17 protein-coding genes are annotated in these 22522 nt (G+C 59.4%); 12 read left to right on the top strand and 5 right to left on the bottom strand.

Annotation, left to right across the window (positions count from 1 at the left end):
• Nucleotides 1-153: 153 nt before the first annotated feature.
• The 9 genes from kaiC to HQL98_14165 all read left to right on the top strand — a co-directional run bounded on the left by kaiC (nucleotide 154) and on the right by HQL98_14165 (nucleotide 11823).
• The gene (gene kaiC / locus HQL98_14125; protein MBF0273183.1) at nucleotides 154-1662 is read left to right on the top strand and encodes a circadian clock protein KaiC; all 1509 of its coding nucleotides are present in this window, start codon (nucleotides 154-156) and stop codon (nucleotides 1660-1662) included.
• Nucleotides 1663-1718: 56 nt separating this feature from the next.
• A complete protein-coding gene (locus HQL98_14130; GenBank protein MBF0273184.1) occupies nucleotides 1719-2774 on the top strand; it encodes a PAS domain S-box protein in 1056 nt (351 codons plus the stop codon).
• A gap of 23 nt (nucleotides 2775-2797) precedes the next feature.
• Entirely contained in the window at nucleotides 2798-4351 is a 1554-nt protein-coding gene (locus tag HQL98_14135; protein MBF0273185.1) for a response regulator, read from the top strand.
• A 418-nt stretch (nucleotides 4352-4769) separates the two neighbouring features.
• Nucleotides 4770-5471, top strand: a complete 702-nt coding sequence (locus tag HQL98_14140; GenBank protein ID MBF0273186.1) for a DUF47 family protein — start codon at nucleotides 4770-4772, stop codon at nucleotides 5469-5471.
• A 241-nt stretch (nucleotides 5472-5712) separates the two neighbouring features.
• Nucleotides 5713-7404, top strand: a complete 1692-nt coding sequence (locus HQL98_14145) for an FAD-binding protein (GenBank protein MBF0273187.1) — start codon at nucleotides 5713-5715, stop codon at nucleotides 7402-7404.
• A gap of 17 nt (nucleotides 7405-7421) precedes the next feature.
• Complete coding sequence (locus HQL98_14150; protein ID MBF0273188.1) at nucleotides 7422-8405, top strand: 4Fe-4S dicluster domain-containing protein; 984 nt, start codon at nucleotides 7422-7424, stop codon at nucleotides 8403-8405.
• Nucleotides 8406-8433: 28 nt separating this feature from the next.
• Nucleotides 8434-9318, top strand: a complete 885-nt coding sequence (locus tag HQL98_14155) for a CoB--CoM heterodisulfide reductase iron-sulfur subunit B family protein (GenBank protein MBF0273189.1) — start codon at nucleotides 8434-8436, stop codon at nucleotides 9316-9318.
• Complete coding sequence (locus HQL98_14160; GenBank protein MBF0273190.1) at nucleotides 9305-11188, top strand: bifunctional anthranilate synthase component I family protein/class IV aminotransferase; 1884 nt, start codon at nucleotides 9305-9307, stop codon at nucleotides 11186-11188. Before HQL98_14155 ends, HQL98_14160 begins: the two co-directional genes overlap by 14 nt.
• 137 nt (nucleotides 11189-11325) lie before the next feature.
• Nucleotides 11326-11823 (top strand): MucR family transcriptional regulator, encoded by a 498-nt coding sequence (locus tag HQL98_14165; GenBank protein ID MBF0273191.1) that lies wholly within the window; start codon nucleotides 11326-11328, stop codon nucleotides 11821-11823.
• 64 nt (nucleotides 11824-11887) lie between these two features.
• On the opposite strand, the gene uvrA is transcribed toward HQL98_14165, so the two are convergent.
• The 3 genes from uvrA to HQL98_14180 all read right to left on the bottom strand — a co-directional run bounded on the left by uvrA (nucleotide 11888) and on the right by HQL98_14180 (nucleotide 15610).
• The gene (gene uvrA / locus HQL98_14170) at nucleotides 11888-14752 is read right to left on the bottom strand and encodes an excinuclease ABC subunit UvrA (GenBank protein MBF0273192.1); all 2865 of its coding nucleotides are present in this window, start codon (nucleotides 14750-14752) and stop codon (nucleotides 11888-11890) included.
• Between the two features lie 86 nt (nucleotides 14753-14838).
• Nucleotides 14839-15021: a hypothetical protein gene (locus HQL98_14175; protein ID MBF0273193.1), complete on the bottom strand. Its 183-nt coding sequence runs from the start codon at nucleotides 15019-15021 to the stop codon at nucleotides 14839-14841.
• A 61-nt stretch (nucleotides 15022-15082) separates the two neighbouring features.
• Nucleotides 15083-15610 carry a hypothetical protein gene (locus HQL98_14180; protein ID MBF0273194.1) on the bottom strand — a complete coding sequence of 176 codons (528 nt, stop codon included), beginning with the start codon at nucleotides 15608-15610 and terminating at the stop codon, nucleotides 15083-15085.
• A gap of 246 nt (nucleotides 15611-15856) precedes the next feature.
• Here HQL98_14180 and HQL98_14185 point away from each other — a divergent pair, with 246 nt between their 5' ends.
• The 3 genes from HQL98_14185 to HQL98_14195 all read left to right on the top strand — a co-directional run bounded on the left by HQL98_14185 (nucleotide 15857) and on the right by HQL98_14195 (nucleotide 18786).
• A complete protein-coding gene (locus HQL98_14185) occupies nucleotides 15857-16498 on the top strand; it encodes a bifunctional precorrin-2 dehydrogenase/sirohydrochlorin ferrochelatase (protein ID MBF0273195.1) in 642 nt (213 codons plus the stop codon).
• A 146-nt stretch (nucleotides 16499-16644) separates the two neighbouring features.
• Nucleotides 16645-17445 carry a hypothetical protein gene (locus HQL98_14190; protein MBF0273196.1) on the top strand — a complete coding sequence of 267 codons (801 nt, stop codon included), beginning with the start codon at nucleotides 16645-16647 and terminating at the stop codon, nucleotides 17443-17445.
• Nucleotides 17446-17553: 108 nt separating this feature from the next.
• A complete protein-coding gene (locus HQL98_14195; GenBank protein ID MBF0273197.1) occupies nucleotides 17554-18786 on the top strand; it encodes a hypothetical protein in 1233 nt (410 codons plus the stop codon).
• Between the two features lie 176 nt (nucleotides 18787-18962).
• Here the strand turns inward: HQL98_14195 and HQL98_14200 are convergent, their stop codons facing one another.
• Nucleotides 18963-20075: a hypothetical protein gene (locus tag HQL98_14200; protein MBF0273198.1), complete on the bottom strand. Its 1113-nt coding sequence runs from the start codon at nucleotides 20073-20075 to the stop codon at nucleotides 18963-18965.
• A 70-nt stretch (nucleotides 20076-20145) separates the two neighbouring features.
• On the bottom strand, nucleotides 20146-22473 hold the full coding sequence (locus HQL98_14205; protein MBF0273199.1) for an ABC transporter substrate-binding protein: 2328 nt from the start codon (nucleotides 22471-22473) through the stop codon (nucleotides 20146-20148).
• Nucleotides 22474-22522: the final 49 nt, after the last annotated feature.

The following is a 22522-nucleotide window of genomic DNA, read 5'->3' on the forward strand; positions in this document are numbered from 1 at the left end:
CGGGAAACGGACTGCAAACCACCCTGGTGCGTCTTTTCTGCGGTTCCCCCCTCACAATCGTCGGAGACCTCTCCGCCGAGACGCGCCTGCGTCAGATCCCGGGGCTTCCAGCAGGAGGCAATCCGGAACCATCACAATGAAAGGTATGGAAAAATGCGCGAAAATACCGACGCACTGGTGAAAATGCCCACCGGCATCGAAGGCTTCGACCACCTCACCATGGGGGGATTGCCCAAAGGACGCACCTGCCTGATCTCCGGCAGTTCGGGGTCCGGCAAGACCATTTTAGGCATGGAGTTTCTGTATCGGGGCATCTCCCGTTTCGGACGCAAGGGGGTGTTTGTCAGCATGGAGGAACGCGCCCCGGATATCATGCGCAATGTCAGTCGCATGGGCTGGGGATTGCACACCATGGTCGCCAACGGACAGCTCAGACTGGTGGATGCGGGCCCGGATCCGATTCCCATCGAAGAGTCCGGTGTCTATGATCTTTCCGGTCTGCTGGTACGCATCGAGCACGCCGTGGAACAGACCGGCGCCGAACTGCTGGTGCTGGACTCCATCGGTTCGCTGTTCGACCAGTTCGACAACGCCGCCGTGGTGCGCCGGGAGATTTTCCGCATCATCGACGCCCTGCGCAACATGGGCATCACCGCCATTCTCACCGCCGAACGGCTGGACGAATACGGTCGCATCTCCCGTCACGGGGTGGAGGAGTTCGTCTCCGACACGGTGATCATCCTGCGCAACGTGCTCAAGGAAGAAAAATGCCGCCGCACCATCCAGGTGCTGAAAATGCGCGGGGATACCCATTACAAAGGGGAATACCCCTTCACCATCAACGCCCCCACCGGCATCAGCATTCTGCCCTTGTCGGCCCGGGAACTCAAACAGTCCTCCTCCACCACCCGCATCAGCTTCGGCAATCAGATCCTCGATCAGATGGCCGGAGGCGGACTGTTCCGGGATTCGATCTTTCTGGTCAGTGGTCCCACCGGAGGAGGCAAAACCCTGCTGGCCACCACCTTCGCCGCCGAAGGGTGCCGCCGGGGAGAAAAGGTGCTGCTTTTGGCCTACGAGGAGTCCCATGCCCAACTGCTGCGCAATGCCCAGTCCTGGGGGCTGGACTTCCAGAAATGGGAGGAGGATGGCCTGTTGCGGGTCATGTGCCAATATCCCGAATCCATGGGACTGGAAGACCATCTGCTGTTGATCCAACGGGAAATCGAACAGTTCCGCCCCAAACGGTTGATCATGGACAGCGTATCCGCCATGGAACGGATGGCCCATGTGCGCTTTTTCCGGGAGTTCGTCATCGGTCTGACCTCCTTTGCCAAACAGGAGGAGGTGTGCTCCCTGTTCACCAGCACCACCCCCAAGCTGTCGGGGGGGGATTCGGTCACCGAGGCCCACATCTCCACCATCACCGACGCCATTTTGTTGTTGCGTTATGTGGAGATCAACGGAATCCTGCGGCGCGGTGTGGCGGTGATCAAAATGCGCGGCTCCCAGCACGACAAGCAGATCCGGGAGTTCACCATCGACGATCAGGGTTTGCACATCGGCAAGCCCTTCACCAATGTCCAAAACATCATCCTGGGCATTCCCTCGGCCACCATGCCCTCGGAGGTCGAACAACTCGGGGCCATGTTCGAGGATTGACCACCCTGGGGCCATGCTGCGGCTTCGGCCCCCTTTGCAACTGACAGGATCCCATCATGTTGAGCCGTTCCCTGCGTCAAACCCTGCTGGACAAGAATGTCGACGCCATGCTGGTGGTGGATCGTTCGGGCCGGATCCGTTACGCCAACCATGCGGCGGAGCGGCTGTTTTCCAAAGACCGGGACGAACTGGTCAACCGGGAACTGGGTTTTCCGGTGGTGGTGGGCGAAAACAGCGAAGTGGATCTGGTACGCCGCGACGGAGAGGCGCGGGTGGCGGAAATGCGGGCCGTGGAAATTCCCTGGCCCAAAAAATCCACGGTATTTTTGGTCTCCTTGCGGGACATCACGGAACGCAAACGGCTGGAAGAGGAACTGCGTGAGGCCAAACAGGCCGCCGAGGCGGCCCATGCCACCAAAAACCGTTTTCTGGTCAATATGAGTCATGAGTTGCGCACCCCTCTCAACGCGGTGATCGGATTTTCCGGGCTGCTGCTGGAAAAAGAGATGGGAGCCTTGACCGAAACCCAGGAGGAATTTCTCAAAGGGGTACTCAAAAGCGGTCGGGAACTGCTGGGACTGGTGAACAATCTGCTGGATCTGGCGGACGCGGTTTCGGGTCAGACCACCACCCGCATGCGACTGTTCGACCTGAAGGTCTTTCTGGCCACCCATCTCTCCCACGCCCGGGAGTTGGCCGCCATGCGGGGACAGCGGATTCACGCCGAATGGATGGAGGCTCCGGAACTGTTGCGCACCGATCCAACCCTGCTGGGCCGGGTGCTGGATGTGTTGCTGGACAACGCCATGAAATTTTCCCCTTCCGACGGACGCATCGACCTGATCGCCCGCAAGGCCGCCAACGCCACCGGCAAGGCGGGTCTGGAACTGCTGATCACCGACAGCGGCATCGGCATCGAGGCCGACGACCTGGAGCGCATTTTTCTGCCGTTCGAACAGGCGGATCTGACCAATGGCCGGGTTTTTTCCGGGGCGGGGGTGGGATTGACCCTGGCCCGTCAGTGGGTCGAGTTGCTGGGAGGCCACGTGGAGGCGAGCAGCCGGGGCGTGGATCAGGGCAGTCGTTTCCTGGTGTGGCTACCGTTGAAGTGATGCCGACAATCGGGAGGGCAACCATGGCGCACGGGCAACACCCCTCGGAAAATCAGGCCGACGCCGATGATTGGCGCCATCTGGTGGCCATGAACAGCGACGGTATTTTAGTGGTGGATCATCATGGTGTGGTCTGTTTCGCCAATCCGGCGGTATCCTCCCTGTTCGGCGGAAAACGGCTGGATGTGGGGGATCTGTTCGGTTTTCCGGTTTCCGCCGGCGAGACCACGGAACTGGATACCTGGCTGCCGGGGGGGATATCCGGGGTGCTGGAGATGCGGGTCAGCGCCATCACTTGGCGTGGTCATCCCGCCTTTCTGGCCTCGCTGCGGGACATCACCGACCGCAAGGGGGTGGAAATCGAACTCTCCCGGGCCAAGGAGGCGGCGGAACGGGCCAATCACGCCAAAAGCGTCTTTCTGGCCACCATGAGCCACGAAATCCGCACCCCCCTCAACGCCATCATCGGCACCAGTGAATGGATGGAAGGCTCCGACTCTCCGGAGGAGTGGCGGGAGGCGATGGACGTGATCCAGGAGTCGGGTCGGGCGCTGCTCACCTTGATCAACGACGTGCTGGATCTGGCCAAGATCGAATCCGGCGCCGAGGAGCGTCAGGACGAACGCTTTTCTCCCGGCGAACTGCTGGATGGGGTCTATCGCATCATGCGTCTGCCGGCGGTGGAACAAAAACGACTCGCCCTCACCGTCTGCGTGGATGAGGAGGTCCCTCCGCTGGTCATCGGCGATGTGCGCCGCATCCGTCAGGTGTTGATCAACCTGACCGGCAATGCCATCAAGTTCACCCGGACCGGCGCGGTACGCATCGGCGTCGGGGTGCAATCCTGCCAATACGAGAAGGTGGTGTTGCGCTTTTCGGTGGAGGATACCGGCATCGGCATTCCCCACGATAAACAACAAGTGATCTTCGACGCCTTCGCCCAGGCCGATTCCACCATCGCCCGCCGCTTCGGGGGCACGGGTCTGGGGTTGGCCATCAGCGTGCGCCTGGCCCGCATGCTGGACGGACGGCTGTGGGTGGAGAGCGAACCGGATCGGGGCAGTTGTTTTTTTCTGGAGGTGCCGGTCACCCTGGCTCCCGGGGAGGCGCTCCAGAGGCCATCACCCGCCACGGTTCCGTCCGCTTTCGCCTCTCCGGAACGTCTGGCCCAGGCCCGCATCCTGCTGGCGGAAGACAACACCCTCAATCAAATGGTCATCTTGAAAATGTTCCGGCGTCTGGGGGTCACTCCGGAGCTGGCAATCAGCGGCGCCCAGGTGCAAGAGCGGGTGGAAGAACAGCGCTACGACCTGATCTTTCTGGATCTGGAGTTGCCGGACGCCTCGGGTCACGATCTGGCCATCTGGCTGCGCAAACGGGAACGGACCCTGGCTCTGTCCCCTGCGGTGCTGGTGGCCTTCACCGCCTCCACCTTTGAAAGCGACCGGCTGCGCTGTCTGGAGGTGGGCATGAACGATTTTCTCTCCAAGCCCACCCGCATGAACGACCTGAAGGCCATGCTGGGACGGTGGCTGAGGGAGGAATCCAGACTCCCGGCTCCCCCATCACCGGACTGACCCCCCCATCCGTCCCGAAAAACACCCCCACGCCCCGCTTTCCACCCCGGATTCATGCCACCCGCTTCGCCCGGTTCGATCCCATTCCAACACCATTCCCGCCAGTCGTTCAACACAAAGATGTCAATACTGCCCATCTTTCCGGGCAAAAGGCACATTTAACACACCCTTAACACAGGCTTCATCCGGAATTCATCCTATTCTCACAATCATCCATTATGATATCGACCCATCGTCAAATCCGATCTTTCCTTAAGATCCATCGGAACATCGCGTCTTTCCGGTATGGTACGGACTGCATTTCTTGCACTTTTTGATCAGACAGGTCACACGTCATACCCATTGGAGCATGACGACCACACAGTAACATCACACAGATTTGGCCGGATTGGCCAGAAACAACCAGGAGCTTCCGAACATGAGTGACAGTTCCAATTCGTTGTCATCCAAGATTCTCAACAACGTCTTTCCGCGGGTTCCCGATTTTTACGGCATGCTCAATGAACAGTGCGACATCTGCGCACAAGCCATGGAAGCCATGGTGGCTTTCATGGAAACCCATGATCCGGAAAAAGGCACCCTGGTGCGTGAACTGGAAAAAAAAGGTGACACGATCAAGGCCCGCAACATGGGCGTCTTGAATCAGGCCTTCGCCACCCCCATGGACCGTGAAGACATCTACCGCGCCATCACCGCCATCGACCAAATCATCAATTATGCCAAGACCACGGTCCGGGAAATGGAAGTACTCTCCCTGACCCCCGATATCTATACCCTGGAGATGGCAACACTGCTGCAAGAAGGGGTTGCCGCCTTGCAAAGCGGCTTCAGAAAGCTCGGCACCACCCCCACCCTGGCGGACGCAGATGCAGAAGCCGCGAGCAAGGCGGAACGCACTACCGAGAAAACCTACCGCCGTGCCATCTCCGCATTGTTCCAAGCCGATGACGCGATGCTGCAATCCCTGGACAATCAAGAAGCCGGCGCAAAATCCAAAGCCATGATCCAGGTGATGGAAACATTCAAACGCCGGGAACTGTATCGCCACCTGTCCAACTCCGCTGACCAAGTAGCCAAGGCGGGCGACGTGCTGCACGACATCGTGGTACAGATTTCATAGGGAGCAAACGACCATTCATTGGCGTTGGTGCTGCACTCGATAACGCCGGGCCGTGGCCTGGCGTTATTTTCTTCACGCATTCCCCGAAAACGCCTGCCGATTTCCTTTTGACAACCCCCCGGCCCCGCGGATAAAGTACTCTCATCCTGCTGTATATGGATATCCATTCGTTTCCACTTCAAAAGACGCGCGTTGGGGCCGTCCCGGCCTCCCGAGGGGACGTGCGTGGAGGGAAAATATCATGCAAAGTCATGACCTGCTCATCATCGGAGCCGGGCTGGCCGGCATGCGCGCCGCGCTGGAAGGCGTCAAGGCGGGCATCGATGTGGCCATCGTCACCAAGATCCATCCCTTGCGCAGCCACTCCTGCGCGGCCCAGGGTGGCATCAACGCCGCCATCAATCCCCAAGACTCCCGCAACTCCCACGCCTACGACACCGTCAAAGGAGCGGACTACATCGGAGACGAAGACGCCATCGACCTGATGTGCGACGAAGCCCCGGAAGCCATCCTGGAAATGGATCGCATGGGCACACCCTTCTCCCGCGTCGAAGGCGGACTGATCGCCCAACGGGCCTTCGGGGGGGCGAGCTTCAACCGTACCTGCTACGCCGCCGACCGCACCGGACAAGTCTTGCTCCACACCCTGTGGGAACAACTGGTCAAGGCCCGGGTCAAGGTCTACGAAGAGTGCAGCGTGATGCGACTGGTCACGGACGCCGAACCGGCGATCGCCGGGGTGGTCGCCTACGACATCAAAACCGGAGCCGTGTTTCCCTTGCGGGCCAAGGCGGTGCTGATGGCCACCGGCGGCTATGGCCGGGTCTTTTTGTCCAACACCAACGCCACCACCAATACCGGCGACGGCATGGCTCTGGCCCTGCGGGCCGGCGCGCCCCTGGCGGACATGGAGTTCGTCCAGTTCCATCCCACCGGCCTGCGGACTTCCGGGGTGCTGGTCACCGAAGGGGCACGGGGAGAAGGGGGTTTTCTGATCAACGCCCTGGGAGAACGGTTCATGAGCCGCTACGCTCCCAACAAGCTGGAACTGGCCTCCCGGGATGTGGTCTCCCGCGCCGAACAGACCGAAATCATCGAAGGACGGGGCAAGGATGGAGCGATCTTTCTGGATCTGCGCCACCTGGGAGCCGACAAGATCCTCGACCGCCTGCCCCAGATCCGTCAACTCTCCTTGGATCTGGAAGGGGTGGACGCCATCCACGCGCCCATTCCGGTGCGGCCCACAGCCCACTACTCCATGGGGGGCATCCGCACCGACAAGTTCGGCGCCTCTCCCCTGCGGGGCCTGTTCGCCGCCGGGGAGGCGGCCTGCGTCTCGGTCCACGGCGCCAACCGACTGGGGGGCAATTCGCTCCTGGACACCATCGTCTTTGGCAAGATCACGGGCCGGCACTGCGCCGGGTTCATCAAGGGGGAATCCCTGCGTGACTTTCCCGCCTCCGAGGTGACAGCGGTGAAAAGCAACCTGACCGCGCTGAAAGCCCGCACCAACCAGGGGGTGCGCCCCATCGCCCTGCACCACCGCATGGCTGAGGGCATGAACCTCCATTGCGGGGTGTTCCGCACCCCCGAAGGGATGCGCGCCGGGGTCGAATCCATCCCCGGACTGCGGGAGGATTACTTGAAAATCCATCTGGACGACCACTCGGACGACTTCAACATCGACTTGTTGCGGGCCGTGGAGTTGGGTCATCTCATCGATTTGGCGGAGTGCATCCTGCGAGGCGCCCTGGCCCGGGAGGAGTCCCGTGGGGCCCACTCCCGCACCGACTTCCCGGAGCGCGACGACGCCAACTGGCGCCAGCACACCTTGAGCCACTGGGATGGGGCCAAAGGCGCTGTGGTACTCTCCCGCGAAGCCGTGCGCACCGTGGGCAAGAGCGACTATACCCCCAAGGTCCGCACCTACTGATTCCAAGGAGACGAAAGATGAGCGCCAACCATTACACCTTTCGCATCCAGCGCAATCGCAAAGCCGCGGACGGGCGCATCGACAGCCGCTGGGTGGAGTATCCGGTCTCCGCCACCCCCACCACCACGATTCTGACCCTGCTCGAAGAGATCAAGGGAGAGCAGGATGGCTCCCTGACCTTCCGTCAATCCTGCCGTTCGGCCATTTGCGGCTCCTGCGCCATGAAGATCGGCGGACGCACCCGCCTAGCCTGCAAGACCCATGTGGAGTCCGTGGCCCAAAACGGCGTGGTGGAGATCGCCCCCCAGGCCAATCAACCGGTGCTCAAGGATCTGGCCATCGACATCGGCCCCTTCTTCGACCGGATCCACGCGATCCGGCCCTATCTGGAGGACGGACCCGATACCGATCTGGTCTTGGAGCAGTCGGCTTACGATCAGGTCAACCACGTCACCCAGTGCATTTTGTGCGGCAGTTGCTACTCCGACTGCGTCATGGCCGAAGTCAGTCCGGAGTTCATCGGTCCGGCGGCCCTGGCCAAGGCGTTCCGGTTCGTCTCCGATCCCCGGGAGGGACAAAAAGAACGCCGCCTCGAACAGCTCTCCCATCCCCACATGATGTGGACCTGCGCCCGTTGCGCCATGTGCGTGGAAAGCTGTCCCAAGGATGTCAAGCCCATGGAGGCCATCGTCAAGCTGCGTACCCGCGGCATCGCCAAAGGACTCAAGGACGGACCCGGACCCAAACACGCCCTGGCCTTCCATCACGACATCCAGAAGGCGGGCAGCCTCAACGAATTCACCCTGATGATGCGCACCGTGGGCATCCTGGGCACCCTGGAGGAACTGGGCACCGCCTTTCATCTGATGAAAAAAGGCAAGATCCCCTCTCCCCTTCCCCACAAGTCCAAAGGATTGGCAGAGCTGGCCAAAATCTACGAAATCCTGGAAGAGCATCCCCTGGATGTGGAAACCAAGGCCAAGGAGGTGGTCCCCGAATAGGGGACGGACCATTGCACAGGAGATCCCCATGAGACTCGATTTTGCCTATTATCCCGGTTGCGCCGCCAAGCAGGTGCAAAAAGAGGCCGATGTCGCGGCCCGCGCCGTGGCCAACGCCTTGAACATCACCCTGCACGACATGCCCCGGGCCACCTGTTGCGGCGCGGTCAGCCTGCGGGAGACCAAACCGGCCTTTTCCCTGGCGGTGGCCGCCCGCATCCTCTCCGAAGCCGAAGAGACCGGACGCCATCTGGTCACCATCTGCAACACCTGTCTGCAGACCCTCACCCATGCCAACCACCGTTTCAAGAACGAACCCGAGCTGCTGGACAAGATCAATCACGTCATTGTCCAAGCCGGGGTGCGCCCCTATCAGGCCACCATCCAGGTGTATCACCTGCTGTGGGTGATCACCGACCAGCTTGATCCCAAGGTGGTGCAAGCCAAAGTGGTCAAGCCCCTCAACGGGTTGCGGGTGGCCCCGTTCTACGGCTGTCACAATTTGCGTCCGGAAGAGATCTTCGACTCCGCCGCCGGAGAAAAAGCCGATCACCTGGATCGGCTCATCACCTTGCTGGGGGGGGAACCGGTGGCCTATGACGGTCACGACAAGTGTTGCGGTTTTCATGTGATGCTCTCGGACAAACAGGAAATGCGCGCCATGGTGGCCAAAAACTGCCTGAACGCCAAAAATGCCGGAGCCGAGGTGATGATCACCCCCTGCACCCTGTGCGACATGTCCATGGGATCGTTCCAGGGACCGGCGGAAAAGGCCATCGGCCAGTCGATCCAACTGCCGGAGATGAATTTCGCCCAACTGATCGCCGTGGCCATGGGATTGAACGACAGCGCCGGATTGAACCGTCTGCACGTGCCGCCCCAGGCCGCCTTCGCGGCTCGTGGTCTCTCCTGACCCCGCTCCGGACGCACCGCTCCCGGTGACAGCGGAGCGGTTGCGGGACGGAGTATGCCTGCTGATCGACTTTCCGGAACTCGGAACCCCGCTGTACGGTTCCCAACCCGCCACCGTCCTGACCGCCCGACGGCCCGAGGAGGTGCGTCCCTTGATCCGCGCCGCCGAAGAGGCCGCCGCAGCCGGTGGATGGGTGGGAATCTGGCTGGCCTACGAAGCGGCAGCGGCCTTCGGGCTGCCGGTCCGGGAGACGGGTGACGATCTGCCCTTGGCTTGGTGCGCCCTGTTCTCCCACCCGCCCCGCCCGGTCCTGTATCCGGCTCCCGCCACCCTGCCCCCCCACGCCCCGACCCCGCCGCAGCCGCGGGTCACCCGGGAACGGTTCCAGCGGGATCTGGAGGCGGTCGCCACCCACATCCGGGCCGGAGAGAGTTATCAGGTCAACTATACCCTGGAGGCCGCCCTGGATCCGGATACGGATCCGGCAACGCTGTTTTTGCGGCTGCAAGGGGCGCATCGGTTTCCCAAGGCGATGTGGATCCAGGGGGAGTCCTGGTGCGTGGCTTCGTTTTCTCCGGAGCTGTTTCTGGAACGCCGGGGAACCACCCTGTTGACCGGACCCATCAAGGGCACCCGTCCCCGGGGCGACACGGCGGACCAGGATCGCCGTCTGGCCGACCTTCTGGAGCACTCCCCCAAGGACCGGGCGGAACACATCATGATCGTAGACATGGCCCGCAACGATCTGGGACAAATCTGCCGCACCGGCAGTGTGGTGGTGGAATCGTTGGCGGCGCGGCGTTCGTTTTCCACGGTCCACCATCTGGAAAGCCGGGTGCGGGGGGAACGGCGGGACGGGGTGGATCTGGAGGCGGTGCTGGCGGCGACCTTTCCTGCGGCCTCGATCACCGGCGCCCCAAAAAAGGCCACCATGGGCATCATCCACGCCCTGGAGCAGCGCCCCCGGGGGATCTACACCGGAGTGATGGGGCTGATGGCGCCGGGCGGGGATTGCTGGCTGAACGTGGCCATTCGCACCGTGGTCCAGACGCCGCGGGGCTGTCGCATCGGACTGGGGGGAGGGGTGGTGGCCGACTCCCGACCCGAGGCGGAATGGGCCGAAGTGGGGGACAAATCCCGCTTTCTGACCACCCTTCCGGCAGAACTGGAGCTGATCGAAACCTTCCGGGTGGAGGCGTCCGGCGCGGTGGCGTGGCTGCCCCGTCATCTGGAACGACTCGCCGCTTCGGCGCGGGCACTGGGATTGTCCCTGGACCGGGCCAAAGCCGAAAGGCTGGTGCGCGACACGGCCCAAGGCTGGGCCGCAGCCGGATGGACACCCCGCGCCGGACGGTTGGCCCTGTCCGCCGGAGGAGACCTGACCCTCACCCATCGCCCCCTGATTCCGTGGCCGACAGGGATCCGGGCGCGCATCGCCTCCTGGCGACCGGATCCCCTGGATCCCCTGGCGCGCCACAAGACCAACCGCCGGCTGCACCCGGATGCGGAGTGGCAGGCGGCCTGTCGGGAAGGATACGACGAGGTGATTTTCATCAACCGGGAGGGCCGGGTGACCGAAGGGGCCATCAGTGGCCTGCTGGCGCGTCTGGAAGGACGCTGGCTGGCGCCCAAGGAGACGGATGGTCTTTGTCCCAGCCTGTGGCGCGCCGAGACCATGACCCGTCTCCAGGCCACAACCGCCCATCTGACCCTGGCAGACCTGTATCACGCCGAAGAGATCCGCATCGGCAACGCGGTCCGGGGAGGCGGTCCCATCATCCGGCTGGACAATGCCGATGGTGAACCGATCCAACAGTGGGCCAAACAATCAGCCCGGAGTCCATTCCCTCTGAGAAATGACCACGTATGATCGGATGGATGGGCTGTGTGGTCCTTTTTGAGCTGTTTTTTGGATCAATTGCAAAAAAGGTCTTGACAGTTCATGGTCCAGGAAAAATATTATACGAAAAATCTACAACAAGGCATTTACAAGTTTAAAGGAGTCCCATGATGTCATCTGATTTGCTCAAGCATGCCGCAGAAATCATTGAGGCATACGTATCCAATAATGAGGTCCAGGCCCGTGAATTACCCACGCTGCTCACCCAGGTCTTTGAAACCTTGACCGTGCTGTCATCGGGTGGAACCGTGGCCACGGTGCGCGAGGCCGCTCAAACTGTGGAAACAGAGGAAGAACAACCCCCGGTCACCACGTCCGGCACTGAAAAAAAGAAAACCGTGCCGTTTGTTTCCATTGATCAAGCCGTCACCGAAGACGCGGTCATCTGTCTGATCTGCGGCAAAGCTTGCAAAGCGCTCAAAGGTCATCTGACCCGGTCGCACAAAATCGACTTCGATGAATACCGGGGCATGTTCGATCTGGACAAGAGCTTTCCCATGGTGGCTCCCTCCTACTCGGACAAACGACGCGCCCTGGCCATCGAAGCCGGTCTGGGGGACAAGCTGCGGGATTCGCGTCGCAAAGGCACCAACGACGCCGAGTGATCTCGGGTTGGCGAGGGGAAGTGGGGGTTGATTCCAAGGGGGGGGATCGGGGCGCAAGCCCTTTTCATGCACACATCGGGTCCAGAATGGGTTTGAGAAAACGACCGGTCCACGAGCGTTCCTGGAGCGCGCACTGTTCCGGTGTACCTTCCATCACCACATCCCCTCCCTGACTCCCCCCCTCCGGGCCCAGGTCGATAATCCAGTCCGCAGTCTTGATCACATCCAGATTATGCTCGATCACCACCACGGTGTTGCCCGCCTCCACCAACTGCCCCAGCACCTCCAGCAGCTTGCGGATGTCGTCGAAATGCAGACCGGTGGTGGGTTCGTCCAGAATGTAGAGGGTACGCCCCGTGGCCCGTTTGGCCAATTCCCGGGCGATCTTCACCCGTTGCGCCTCGCCACCTGACAAGGTTGTGGCCGCCTGCCCCAGCCGTACATAGCCCAATCCCACCGACTTCAAGGTCTTCAGACGGGTGTTCAAGGCGGGAATGGCCTGAAACATCTCCCCGGCCTCGTCCACGGTCAAATCGAGAATCTGGGCGATGTTCTTGCCCTGATACTGAATCTCCAGGGTCTCCCGGTTGTAGCGGCTGCCTCGGCAGACATCGCACTGCACGAAGATGTCGGGCAGAAAGTGCATTTCGATCTTGATCAATCCATCCCCGGAACAGGCCTGACACCGCCCCCCCTTCACGTTGAAACTGAACCGACCCGCCTGATATCCCCGTCCCCTGGCTTCGGGCACACTGGCCATCAACTCCCGCAACGGCGTGAACAAGCCGGTATAGGTGGCGGGATTGGAGCGGGGTGTACGACCAATGGGGGACTGGTCGATGTGGATCACCTTGTCGAGCCATTCCAGGCCGGTGATCTCCTCGAACACCCCTCCGGGCAGATGCCCCTGTCCCAGCCGGGCGGTCAAAGCCGGCAGCAGGGTATCCAGGATCAGACTGGACTTGCCCGAACCCGACACCCCGGTGACGCAAACCAGCAGACCCAACGGGATCGAGGCCGACACCTGTCGCAGATTGTTGGTGGTGACGCCGTGCAGACGGATCTGCCGTTCCGGATCCGGCGCCCGCCGCCGTGACGGCATGGGAATCGACAAAAATCCCCCCAGATACCGCCCGGTCAACGAGGCGGGATCGGCGATGATCTGGGCCGGAGTCCCCTCGGAGACCACCCGGCCTCCGTGTTCCCCGGCTCCCGGTCCCATGTCCACCACGTGATCGGCGCGCCGGATCGCCTCTTCGTCGTGTTCCACCATGACCACGGTATTGCCCAGATCCCGCAGCCGGAACAAGGCGTCCAACAGCCGTTGATTGTCCCGCTGATGCAGTCCGATGCTCGGTTCGTCCAGGATGTACAACACCCCGGTCAACCCGGAACCGATCTGATTGGCCAGCCGGATACGCTGCCCCTCTCCACCGGACAAAGTGGCGGCGGAGCGGTCCAGGGTCAGATAGTCCAGCCCCAGGGCGCGCAAGAACTGCAACCGTTCCAACAACTCCTTGAGGATACGATCGGCGATGGCCCGTTCCATGGGGGTGAGAGGCAACGTGTCGAGACGTTCGGCGGCCCGATCCAAAGACAAGGCGGAAAGCTCGGCGATGTTGTGCCCATCGATCAGGATGTGCAACGCCTCCTTGCGCAACCGCTTGCCGTGACACAAAGGACAGGGCGCGGAAGAACGGAACGGATGCAACTCCTCCCGCACCTCGTCGGATTCGGTTTCCAGAAAACGCCGTTCGAGGTTTTTCAAGATCCCTTCCCAGGGGCGGGAGGTGGTGAAGGATCCCCGGGGTCCGCGAAACCGGAACACGATCTTCTCGCTGCCCGAGCCGTTGAGCAGAATGGCGCGGACGGTCTCGGGAAGATCCTTCCAGGGCAGGTGGATGTCAAAGCCGTAATGGGCGCTCAAGGTCTGGAGAGACTCCCGGGCCATATGGGCGGTGGGTTTGTTCCAAGGCGCGATGGCGCCGTCGTGGATGGAACAGTCGGGATCCGGGATCACCAGTTCGGGATCGAAAAAGGGCTTGTTGCCCAGGCCGTCACACTCCGGACAGGCCCCGTGGGGACTGTTGAACGAAAACATGCGCGGCTCGATCTCCGGATAGGAGATGCCGCAGGTGGGACAGGCGTGCCGCTCGCTGAAGATCATTTCGTGGACCGGTTCGTCCAGCACCTTCACCTTGGCCACCCCTCCGGCCTGATGTTTGAGTCCCAACGCCTCCATCACCCCCAGAGCCGTGGCCAGGGAGTCGGCCAGCCGGGTCTCCAGCCCCGGCTTGATGACGATCCGGTCCACCAGGGCGTCGATGGTGTGTTTCACCATTTTGTTCAAGACGGGCAGTTGATCCAAATCGTAGGTCTCCCCATCGATGACCACCCGGGTGAATCCCTGACGGGCCAGGGCGGCCAATTCCTTCTTGTACTCCCCCTTGCGGTCGTAGACCACGGGAGCCAGCAGCAGCAGACGGGTTTTTTCCGGCAGGGCCATGAGGGTATCCACCATCTGACTGATGCTTTGGCTTTGGATCGGCTGACCGCAGCCGTGACAGTGGGGCCGACCGACCCGGGCGAACAGCAGACGCAGATAATCGTGAATCTCGGTCACGGTGCCCACGGTGGAGCGGGGATTCTTGCTGGTGCCTTTCTGCTCGATGGAGATGGAGGGGGAAAGTCCCTCGATGGCATCCACATCCGGCTTGCCCTGAAGGCTCAAGAATTGCCGGGCATAGGCGGACAGGGACTCCACATACCGACGCTGCCCTTCGGCGGAGAGGGTATCGAAGGCCAGGGAGGATTTCCCGGAACCCGACACCCCGGTGATCACCGTGAGCCGGTGACGCGGCAATGCGAGATTAACGTTTTTCAGATTGTGTTCGCGGGCGCCGCGAATGATGATGTGGGTATCGGACATCGGCATAATTTGGGCTAAAGTCGTCGATCCGGAATCAAAAAACCCGCCAGAGGCGGGTTTTTTGATTCCTGAATACATAAGATTGCTCAGGATGCAATCTGATAACAAGATTTCACATATTCATCCCATCGAGGATTGAACCACGGCACCCCCTGGATATCTTCTCCCATTTGCGCCATGGCCTCGCGAATGGCGATTTTGAAAACATCGACAAGAGGTGCCCTGTTTTCAAGGAATTTCTCTTTCGTGCTAATGTCGATGGAAATCATTTTTTATTTCTCCAATAGGTAAGGGTGATTCTGTCCTGCTTGACCCGGCAGACTCATGGTATCATTTTTTATCGATCACCAGCCAATTTCCATGAGCAGAAATTGACAATGCACTGATTTTTCTTAACGTACCAGCCATCGCTTGCAAGAATTCTCTACCCATGGGTTCATGGCCATAAATCTTCAAACGACTGGAAGGGTGTGTTTCGTAAGTCAGAGACAATACTTCAACAATCACTTCAGGCAACACTTCAGGCAATCTGGTCGCATCATACTCGACACCAGAATTATACCAAGGCGCAGGTCGCACATCCAACAATTTCAACCATGCATCATTGGCATCATGACGATTCGGCGCGGCATACATCACAGTTAAAATCAAATCCGCCACACAACTGTCCTGATCTTTTGGAACCGAATAGATAAATTCATACGGACTGGATTTCTTTTGTACAAACTGTTCGGCTTTCAGCAATGATCCCTCGTAATCACTGGCAGGAATGACACCCATTTGACGATCAAGAAACTCCCTCCATTCCCGTTGCGTACATTCAAGAATGCCCGCATCAAATTTGATAATCGTATGCACAACACTCTCCGAAAAACACAAATGCAAGAAATCTGCCAATCAATGATGGCAAAAATTATATACAAATCTCAAAAAAGATCAAGTGAAAAACCAACCCCTTCCGCCAAGACTCCCCAACCAGTCCCGAACCCAACGCAAGATTAACGTTTTTCAGATTGTGTTCGCGGGCGCCGCGAATGATGATGTGGGTATCGGACATCACAAAGCACCTTTCGGGAGAGGGTCAAGCCAATGGATCACCATAACATGCCCCATTACATGGCGGAACTGGTTTTGGAGGACAAGGAGACTCTGGTGGTGGGGGGGGGCCGGGTGGCGCGGCGCAAAATCGAAGGATTGCTGGCCAGCGGGGCGCGGGTGACGGTGGTGGCGCCGGCTTTGGATCCGGTGGTGAGCGAATGGGTACTCGGGGGAAGGATCACCCACTGGTCGTCTCTTTTCGCAGAATCGATGCTGGATCGACCACCCAGACCATGGCTGGTCTTCGCGGCCACGGATTTGGCGGAGCGCAACCGGGAGGTGGCCCGACTGTGCGCCCAACGGGGTCTGTGGTGCAATTCGGCGGACGATCCGGGCAGCAGCGGATTATTGGTGCCGGCGGTGGTGCGCCGGGGGGAGGTGGTGGTGGCGGTGGGCAGCGGGGGGCGCAGTCCGGCTTTGTCCCGGGTGTTGAAGGAGCGCATCGACGCTTGGCTGGAACCCGGCTGGAGTGAGTTGGCCGAGGTGTTCGGTCGCTGGCGCCCCCGGGTGGTGGAACGGATTCCCGATGCGGAAGCAAGGCAGGCGTTCTGGCGGATCACGGCCCTGGAGGCGGCACAGTCCGAAGCGGAGCCTTTGACCGGGGAGGCGGAATCCTGGCTGGCCAGACGTTTGGAGGGTCTGAAATGAGGTCGCAGCTTTTTTTCGGTTCGGATCTATTTTTCTCTCAAGAGAAAGCGGCGCATGTTCGATAAATTGATCAGGGAATGTTTTCATTGACCGCAACGGTCAACGGGTGGGCCACCCCTTACAGCCCTCCCCGCCGAAGGAGGCGCATGATAATGATGATGATCGATTCAAACCGTGACGAAATCCTGGATGGAATCCTGGCCCGTTTGCAGGGCATATGGGCCTCCCCCATCGCGACGGAACGCTTCGAGTTCGAACTGAAGCGGTTGGAGCGGATCATCGGGGAACACCGCCGCCAAGAGCCGATCCGGGCCTTCTACCTGCTTGGCCTGATCGCCACGTTGCAAGAAAAGTCCGATGTGATGCGGGGACATTTCAAGAATGCCCTATGGCACAGCGGCAACGATCCGGATGTACGGCACGGATACGGGGCCTGTCTGGCGCGCCTGGGTCTGTTTTTCGAGGCCCGGGAACAATACCGGCTCTTGTACGAAGACAATCCCGACGATCTGGATCTGTTGGCCGAGTTGATCGTCACCACCCTGGCCACGGGACGCATTCAAGAAGGGGTGCGCTGGATGGGGGAGTGGAGCCGCATCAACCCGACCCGCCCCATCGAAGAGGCGGACTCCATCGCCAAAAGCGGCGCCCTGCTGGAACGTTTCGGCGTGTCGGACGATGACCTGGAACGGCTGCAACGGCTGGCCCTGGGCATCCTGGAACGGGAACGCAAGGATGTGAAGACCATCAATTTCACCGGCATTCCGCCGGATGACCCCTGCTGGATCCAAGCCGATGTGGTGGTGGACGACACCGAAGAGGGTGTCGAACTGTTGAATCACAAATTGGCCGACGTGTGCAAAATCTCCGCACCTCCCCGTCTGGCGGAACTGGTGGTGTTCAACTACAGCAGTGGCGATGCCAAATCATCCACCGGCGCCTCCTGACAGGCCCGATACGTGAAGCCTAGTCCGCCGTTCTGGAACCCCCGTGATCGCCGCTCTTGCCTGTCTGTGCTCGGTCTGGTCGCAACCTGGGGATTCGTCCCCGGGTGTGTGGCCGCAGAAAGCGTCCAGACCGATCCGCCCCTTCCCTATTCCATCCGCAGCGAACTGGGTTTCCGCGACTCGTTGGATTTCCATACCCGGATTCTGACCCTTGCGGGGGAAGCCCGTACCGGTCTGGGACAGTTTTCCCTGCTGGCGGGCAACGAATCCGGGGAGTCCATGAACTTCAGTCCGAGAATTCTGCCTGCCGCGGACCGGGGCCATCTGCTTTTCGGCAACACCCTGCGCACCCCCGCGGAACCCTGGGACTCCTGGCGTTATCGTGTCGCCTGGGGCAGCAGTGGCCGATTGGCCTCCGGCGTGGTGGAAGGGGGATTGGCCATCGGCACCTCCCACGGGGCCACGGATCACCCCATCGGTCGGGACAGCCGGCAGAACGACTCCCTGGAATACGGTGGTCGCCTCAACTGGCAACACGGGGATCTGAAGCTGGGAGGATCCTTCAAGACCAACGACATCGACGCCGAAACCGGCTTTACCGGCTATCGGACCCGGATCCACCGCCATGACAATCAAGGCACCCTGACCCTGCTCCTCCCTTTCGCCCCCGGTTGGGCAGTGGATGGACGCACCACCTTCACGGGCAAGGAGCAGGTTCTGGCCTTCATCCCCGGCGCCTTTCCGGCGCGCCGCCTGGTGGCGGAACGGTGGACCTGGCAGGGAGGAATCCGACGGGGTGACATTCTGGGATTTTCCGCCATCACCACGGGATTGATGCTCAACCGGGGGGAGGAGAGCGGCAGCATCATCGCCCGTCAGCTCGATGATGTGACGGACAACCTCGGATTTTATCTCCACCTGGAAACGGGGCCGGGACAAAGTTGGCAATTTTCGATGGAGCGTGTCGGAGGCGAGGGGCGGGAGAGTTACCTGACCCGCAACAACGACCTCACCGAAACCGGCCAACGCACGGATCTGCGTCTGGGCATGCAACGGGACGGCCACACTCTGGAGCTGCGCCATGGCCGGGTGCGGGCCACCGCCGCCATCGCCGACGCGGGCAGTTGGGAACCATTGCTGGCCGCCTTTCCCAATCGCCATTCCCCCACCGCCAGCCACTGGCGGGAAAATCAATGGGAACTGCGGGGTGAATATGCCCTCAACCCCGCCTGGAGCCTCGTGGTAAGCGGCAAACGCAACGCCATCCGCGTGGATCAGCACGGTCTGATCCAGGACATGGATGAACAGGAAGCCTCCCTGGGGGTGAAGGTATCGTTTTGAGTCGGATCCCCACCTGACCCATCCTCAAGAAACCACCCCAATTCCACCAAAACAAACAGTCGGGAAGAGGATCCAGGCCACGAAGGCCGGAATCATTCCCGACTGTCACAATGTGACGGATCCAGCCTCTTTCCGGTCCCCGCAAACCGCCGGGACAAAAGAACAGAGGGGAAAATTCAACCGAAGGCGCTGACCGGCAGAATGATGTTGGCGGCCACGCAGCAGAGGCCCACCACGAAGAACATGATGCGATCCAATACAAAGGCCATGGCCTTGTCATCCTTTTTGACGAAAATATAATTCGAGATCAAGGAGAGGGCGATGGTCAGAAAGATGGTGGCCATGCCGAAGCCCGCCACATAGTCCACCAGCCCGAAGGAGCCGGAGGGGGGCAGGATGGAGTTGGCCACATACGAGTTGGCCACCGCGCCGAAGAAGGCCGCCGATGGCAGGGAAAAACGCGGTCCCACATCCGACGGCTTGACGAAAAAGTTGGAAAGCGCCAACGCCAGGGCCGCGAACAAGGAGATGAAGATCTTGGCATAGACCCCCATGCCGCTGCGCTGGATTTCGATCCCGACCACATACTGGGTAAAGGTTTTCTTATCGGTATCCCCCTTGCGCGGATCCCCATAGGAGGACTTGTAGGTATGGGGTTTGGAGGTATTGCTGTTCTTGATCAGATTGAAACCCGGAATCTTCACCCGGGAACTGATGTTGGAAGTCGGGTCCGCCACATAACGCAGTTTGGTCCCGTCCCGGGCGCCGTCTTCGATGAAGATGTTGAGCATGTGGTTTTCGATCGGCACCCGCATGGTATCGAAAAATTTCAAAAATTTCGCGGAAACCCGGAATTTCTGATAGTGGGTCTGATCACTGCCGTGATACTCCTCCAGCAGATCCTTCTTGACGATGGTGCCATCCACGATGACGAACTTGCTGCCCGGATCGATCTCTTTGGGTCCGTTCCAACTGAACCAGAGATAAAAATTGGCACTCCAGGAGGAGTCCTTGATCGACAGACTGTCGATGCTGTCCACATACGAGCCAATCTTGACCTTCACATAATCCCCTTGTTCCGGCAAAGGATCCGGAGGGGTATGTCCGGGTTCCACCTTGGTGGGATCCATGCGCGTCAGATGGTGGGAACTCGCGTCGTTCTTGTTGACGGACAGCACCGATGCACTCAGATGAATCACGTAGGCATAGACCGCCAACGTGATGATCGCCACCAGCAAGACGAGGCTCTTCTTGCCCGACTCCAGTGCAGCCCAAGTCTGAAAAAACATGCCATTTTCTCCTTTTCGATTCAATGGTTGCCGGTCCAACCGGACTTCCGGCAACCCCGCGGATGGTTTTTTATTCGGCGAAATAGATTCCAAAGGCAGTCATGAGTCCATAGACAATCACGGAGACAAAATTGGCGCCGATGCTAAGTTTGCGATTCCACATTTTGGCTTGATCCTTCTGACCTTCCGAAATCATTCTTTGCACGACGATGTTGGAGAAAATCATCGTCACCACAAAGGCGTAGGCCAGCAGGAAGTAGTAATCGGCAAACATCGTATAGCCCACCTTCGGGAAGGTGTTCTTCTGCGACATGTGATACACCAGAATACCCACCAAACCGGAAAGGGACGCATTGATCCGGGGGGCGAACTGATCCACAGGCACCCACAGGATCAACAGATTGATCCCCAGGATAATCAGCAAAGGCAGGAAGAAGGTGTAGAGGTAGGGTTGCAGGATGCGCTTGATGTCAATTTCAAGATTGACCGTCGAATAGTAGACCGGGCTTTTGTACCCCTTGAACAAACGGTAATCCGGATTCCCGAAGGTGGAGGCATAACGAAACAGATTGGAGAAGACTTCACGCCCTTGATAGTCCCACTCCTGTGGTTTGATATCCTTGATGGGCGTATCATCCATATGGCGCGAGTCCGGCACCAGCATGAGATGGGTTGAATTCTTGTTCATATGGCCGATACTCAAACGCAACGTCTGAGAATCAAAAGGAAAAGCGGCCAGATTGAACGGCGTGTTGAGGGTCAGGCGTTTGTTGTAGGAGCGAAATTTGGTCGCATGGGACAGATCCTCCATGAACAGGACGGATTTTTCATTGGAGGCGTTGATGGAAACAATTTTTTCAATATCCTGCACCGCCAATTGACTGGAGGTCCACTTGAACCACATGAACAGGTCCACATTCCACATCATATCCTTGATGTTGACATCGGTGATTCTGACGATATCCACCCCGACAAACACCACATCGACCAGATGATAGGGGACACGATCAAAAATCGCGACATAGCCTTTATGTATCCGCTCATCCAACTCCTTGAGGACATACTCCTCCCGGGGCTTGACAAGTTGCAAAGGCGCCACCTTGTAGCGGCCCTTCTCGATTTTTGAGACATAAATATCACGGGGGACACTGCGATTGCCTGTCACGCCTGCTTTCGCATCGGAGGTCGCATGCGGCATGGGTTTGTCAGCCAGCTTGGATCCCGCCGCCTCTCCTGTTTCCTGGGCTCCTTCCGGGCGCTTGCTGGTTTTTGCCAGGTACTGGTCAACATACTCCTTTGTTTTGTCATGCTTGTTCTTGAAATAAAGCATGCCGGTAACGCCGTTGATGGCATCCTGCCAATCAATATTGCTCAGAAATTCCCGAACGCTGGCACGACTGACCGCCTTCCCGGAATCCGGCTTTTCCAACCCTTCGATGGTTTTGGAAAGCAACAGGAGCGAGTCCCAGGTCATGGCCGCCGCGAACGTGGGTTTCTTGTGATATTTCTTCTCGTAATCCCTGGCGAACATCGAAGCGCTTTCGTTGGCGATGTCCCACAAAAAGGGCGAGGTCACATACACGCCATCCGTGTATTCTTCCGACATTTCGAGGAATTTGTCATTGGTCCAGTTGGCTGTCGCCACCACCGGCTGCTTGATGCCCTGCTCACGCAACTGCGGCAGGACCACCAACCCGGTCTCGGAACGGGCCAGCACGACCACCGCGCCAAATTGTTTATTCATGGCGGCATCGGACAAATTCTTGGCTGCCCAATCCTTGTCACTCAACTCCCGTTCGGCAGGAACGATTTTGGTGACGGTCAAGTTGATGTGGGCCGCTTTGTCCATAAAGGCCTTTTTCAGATTCAATCCCATGTGACCCGTATTGTGGACCAACAGGATGTTATCTTTTTTCAGGACTTCCTTGGTATAGACCGCCAGAAAAGCCCCCTGTTCCTCTTCCGTCACATTCAGGGCGAATGCCGACTGATTGGCCTCCAACAGCTCTTCACCCGTCACATAGGGGGAAAGAAAAGGGATCTTGGCGGCGTTGAAGACTTTCGCGGTCGCCAAGGCCGTGGCCGGATAGTAGTGCCCCATGACGGCAAGCAGGGCCTCATCCTTGACCAACTCATTGGCAACGGCTGTGGCCTTTTCAGGATCATCGAAATCATCCCGGACCAACAGTTCCAGTTTGTCGCCATCCCGCCCAGAAGATTGATTGTATTGCTCCACAAACAACTCCGCCGCACGCTGGATCGGAATCCCTTTTTCCGCGCTGTGACCAGTCAACGGGGCCAACACACCAATCTTGAACGTCTTGGCCATTGCGGTGCCGCCGGGAAACATCACCACCACCATGACCAATGGCAGCAACCATTTCAACAATTTATTCATTTTTGCCCCATTCCTGATGGTTTAAAGACCAGATTGACTGACAACGATC

It is taken from the genome of Magnetococcales bacterium, from assembly GCA_015231755.1.
Classification (GTDB): Bacteria; Pseudomonadota; Magnetococcia; order Magnetococcales; family Magnetaquicoccaceae; genus Magnetaquiglobus.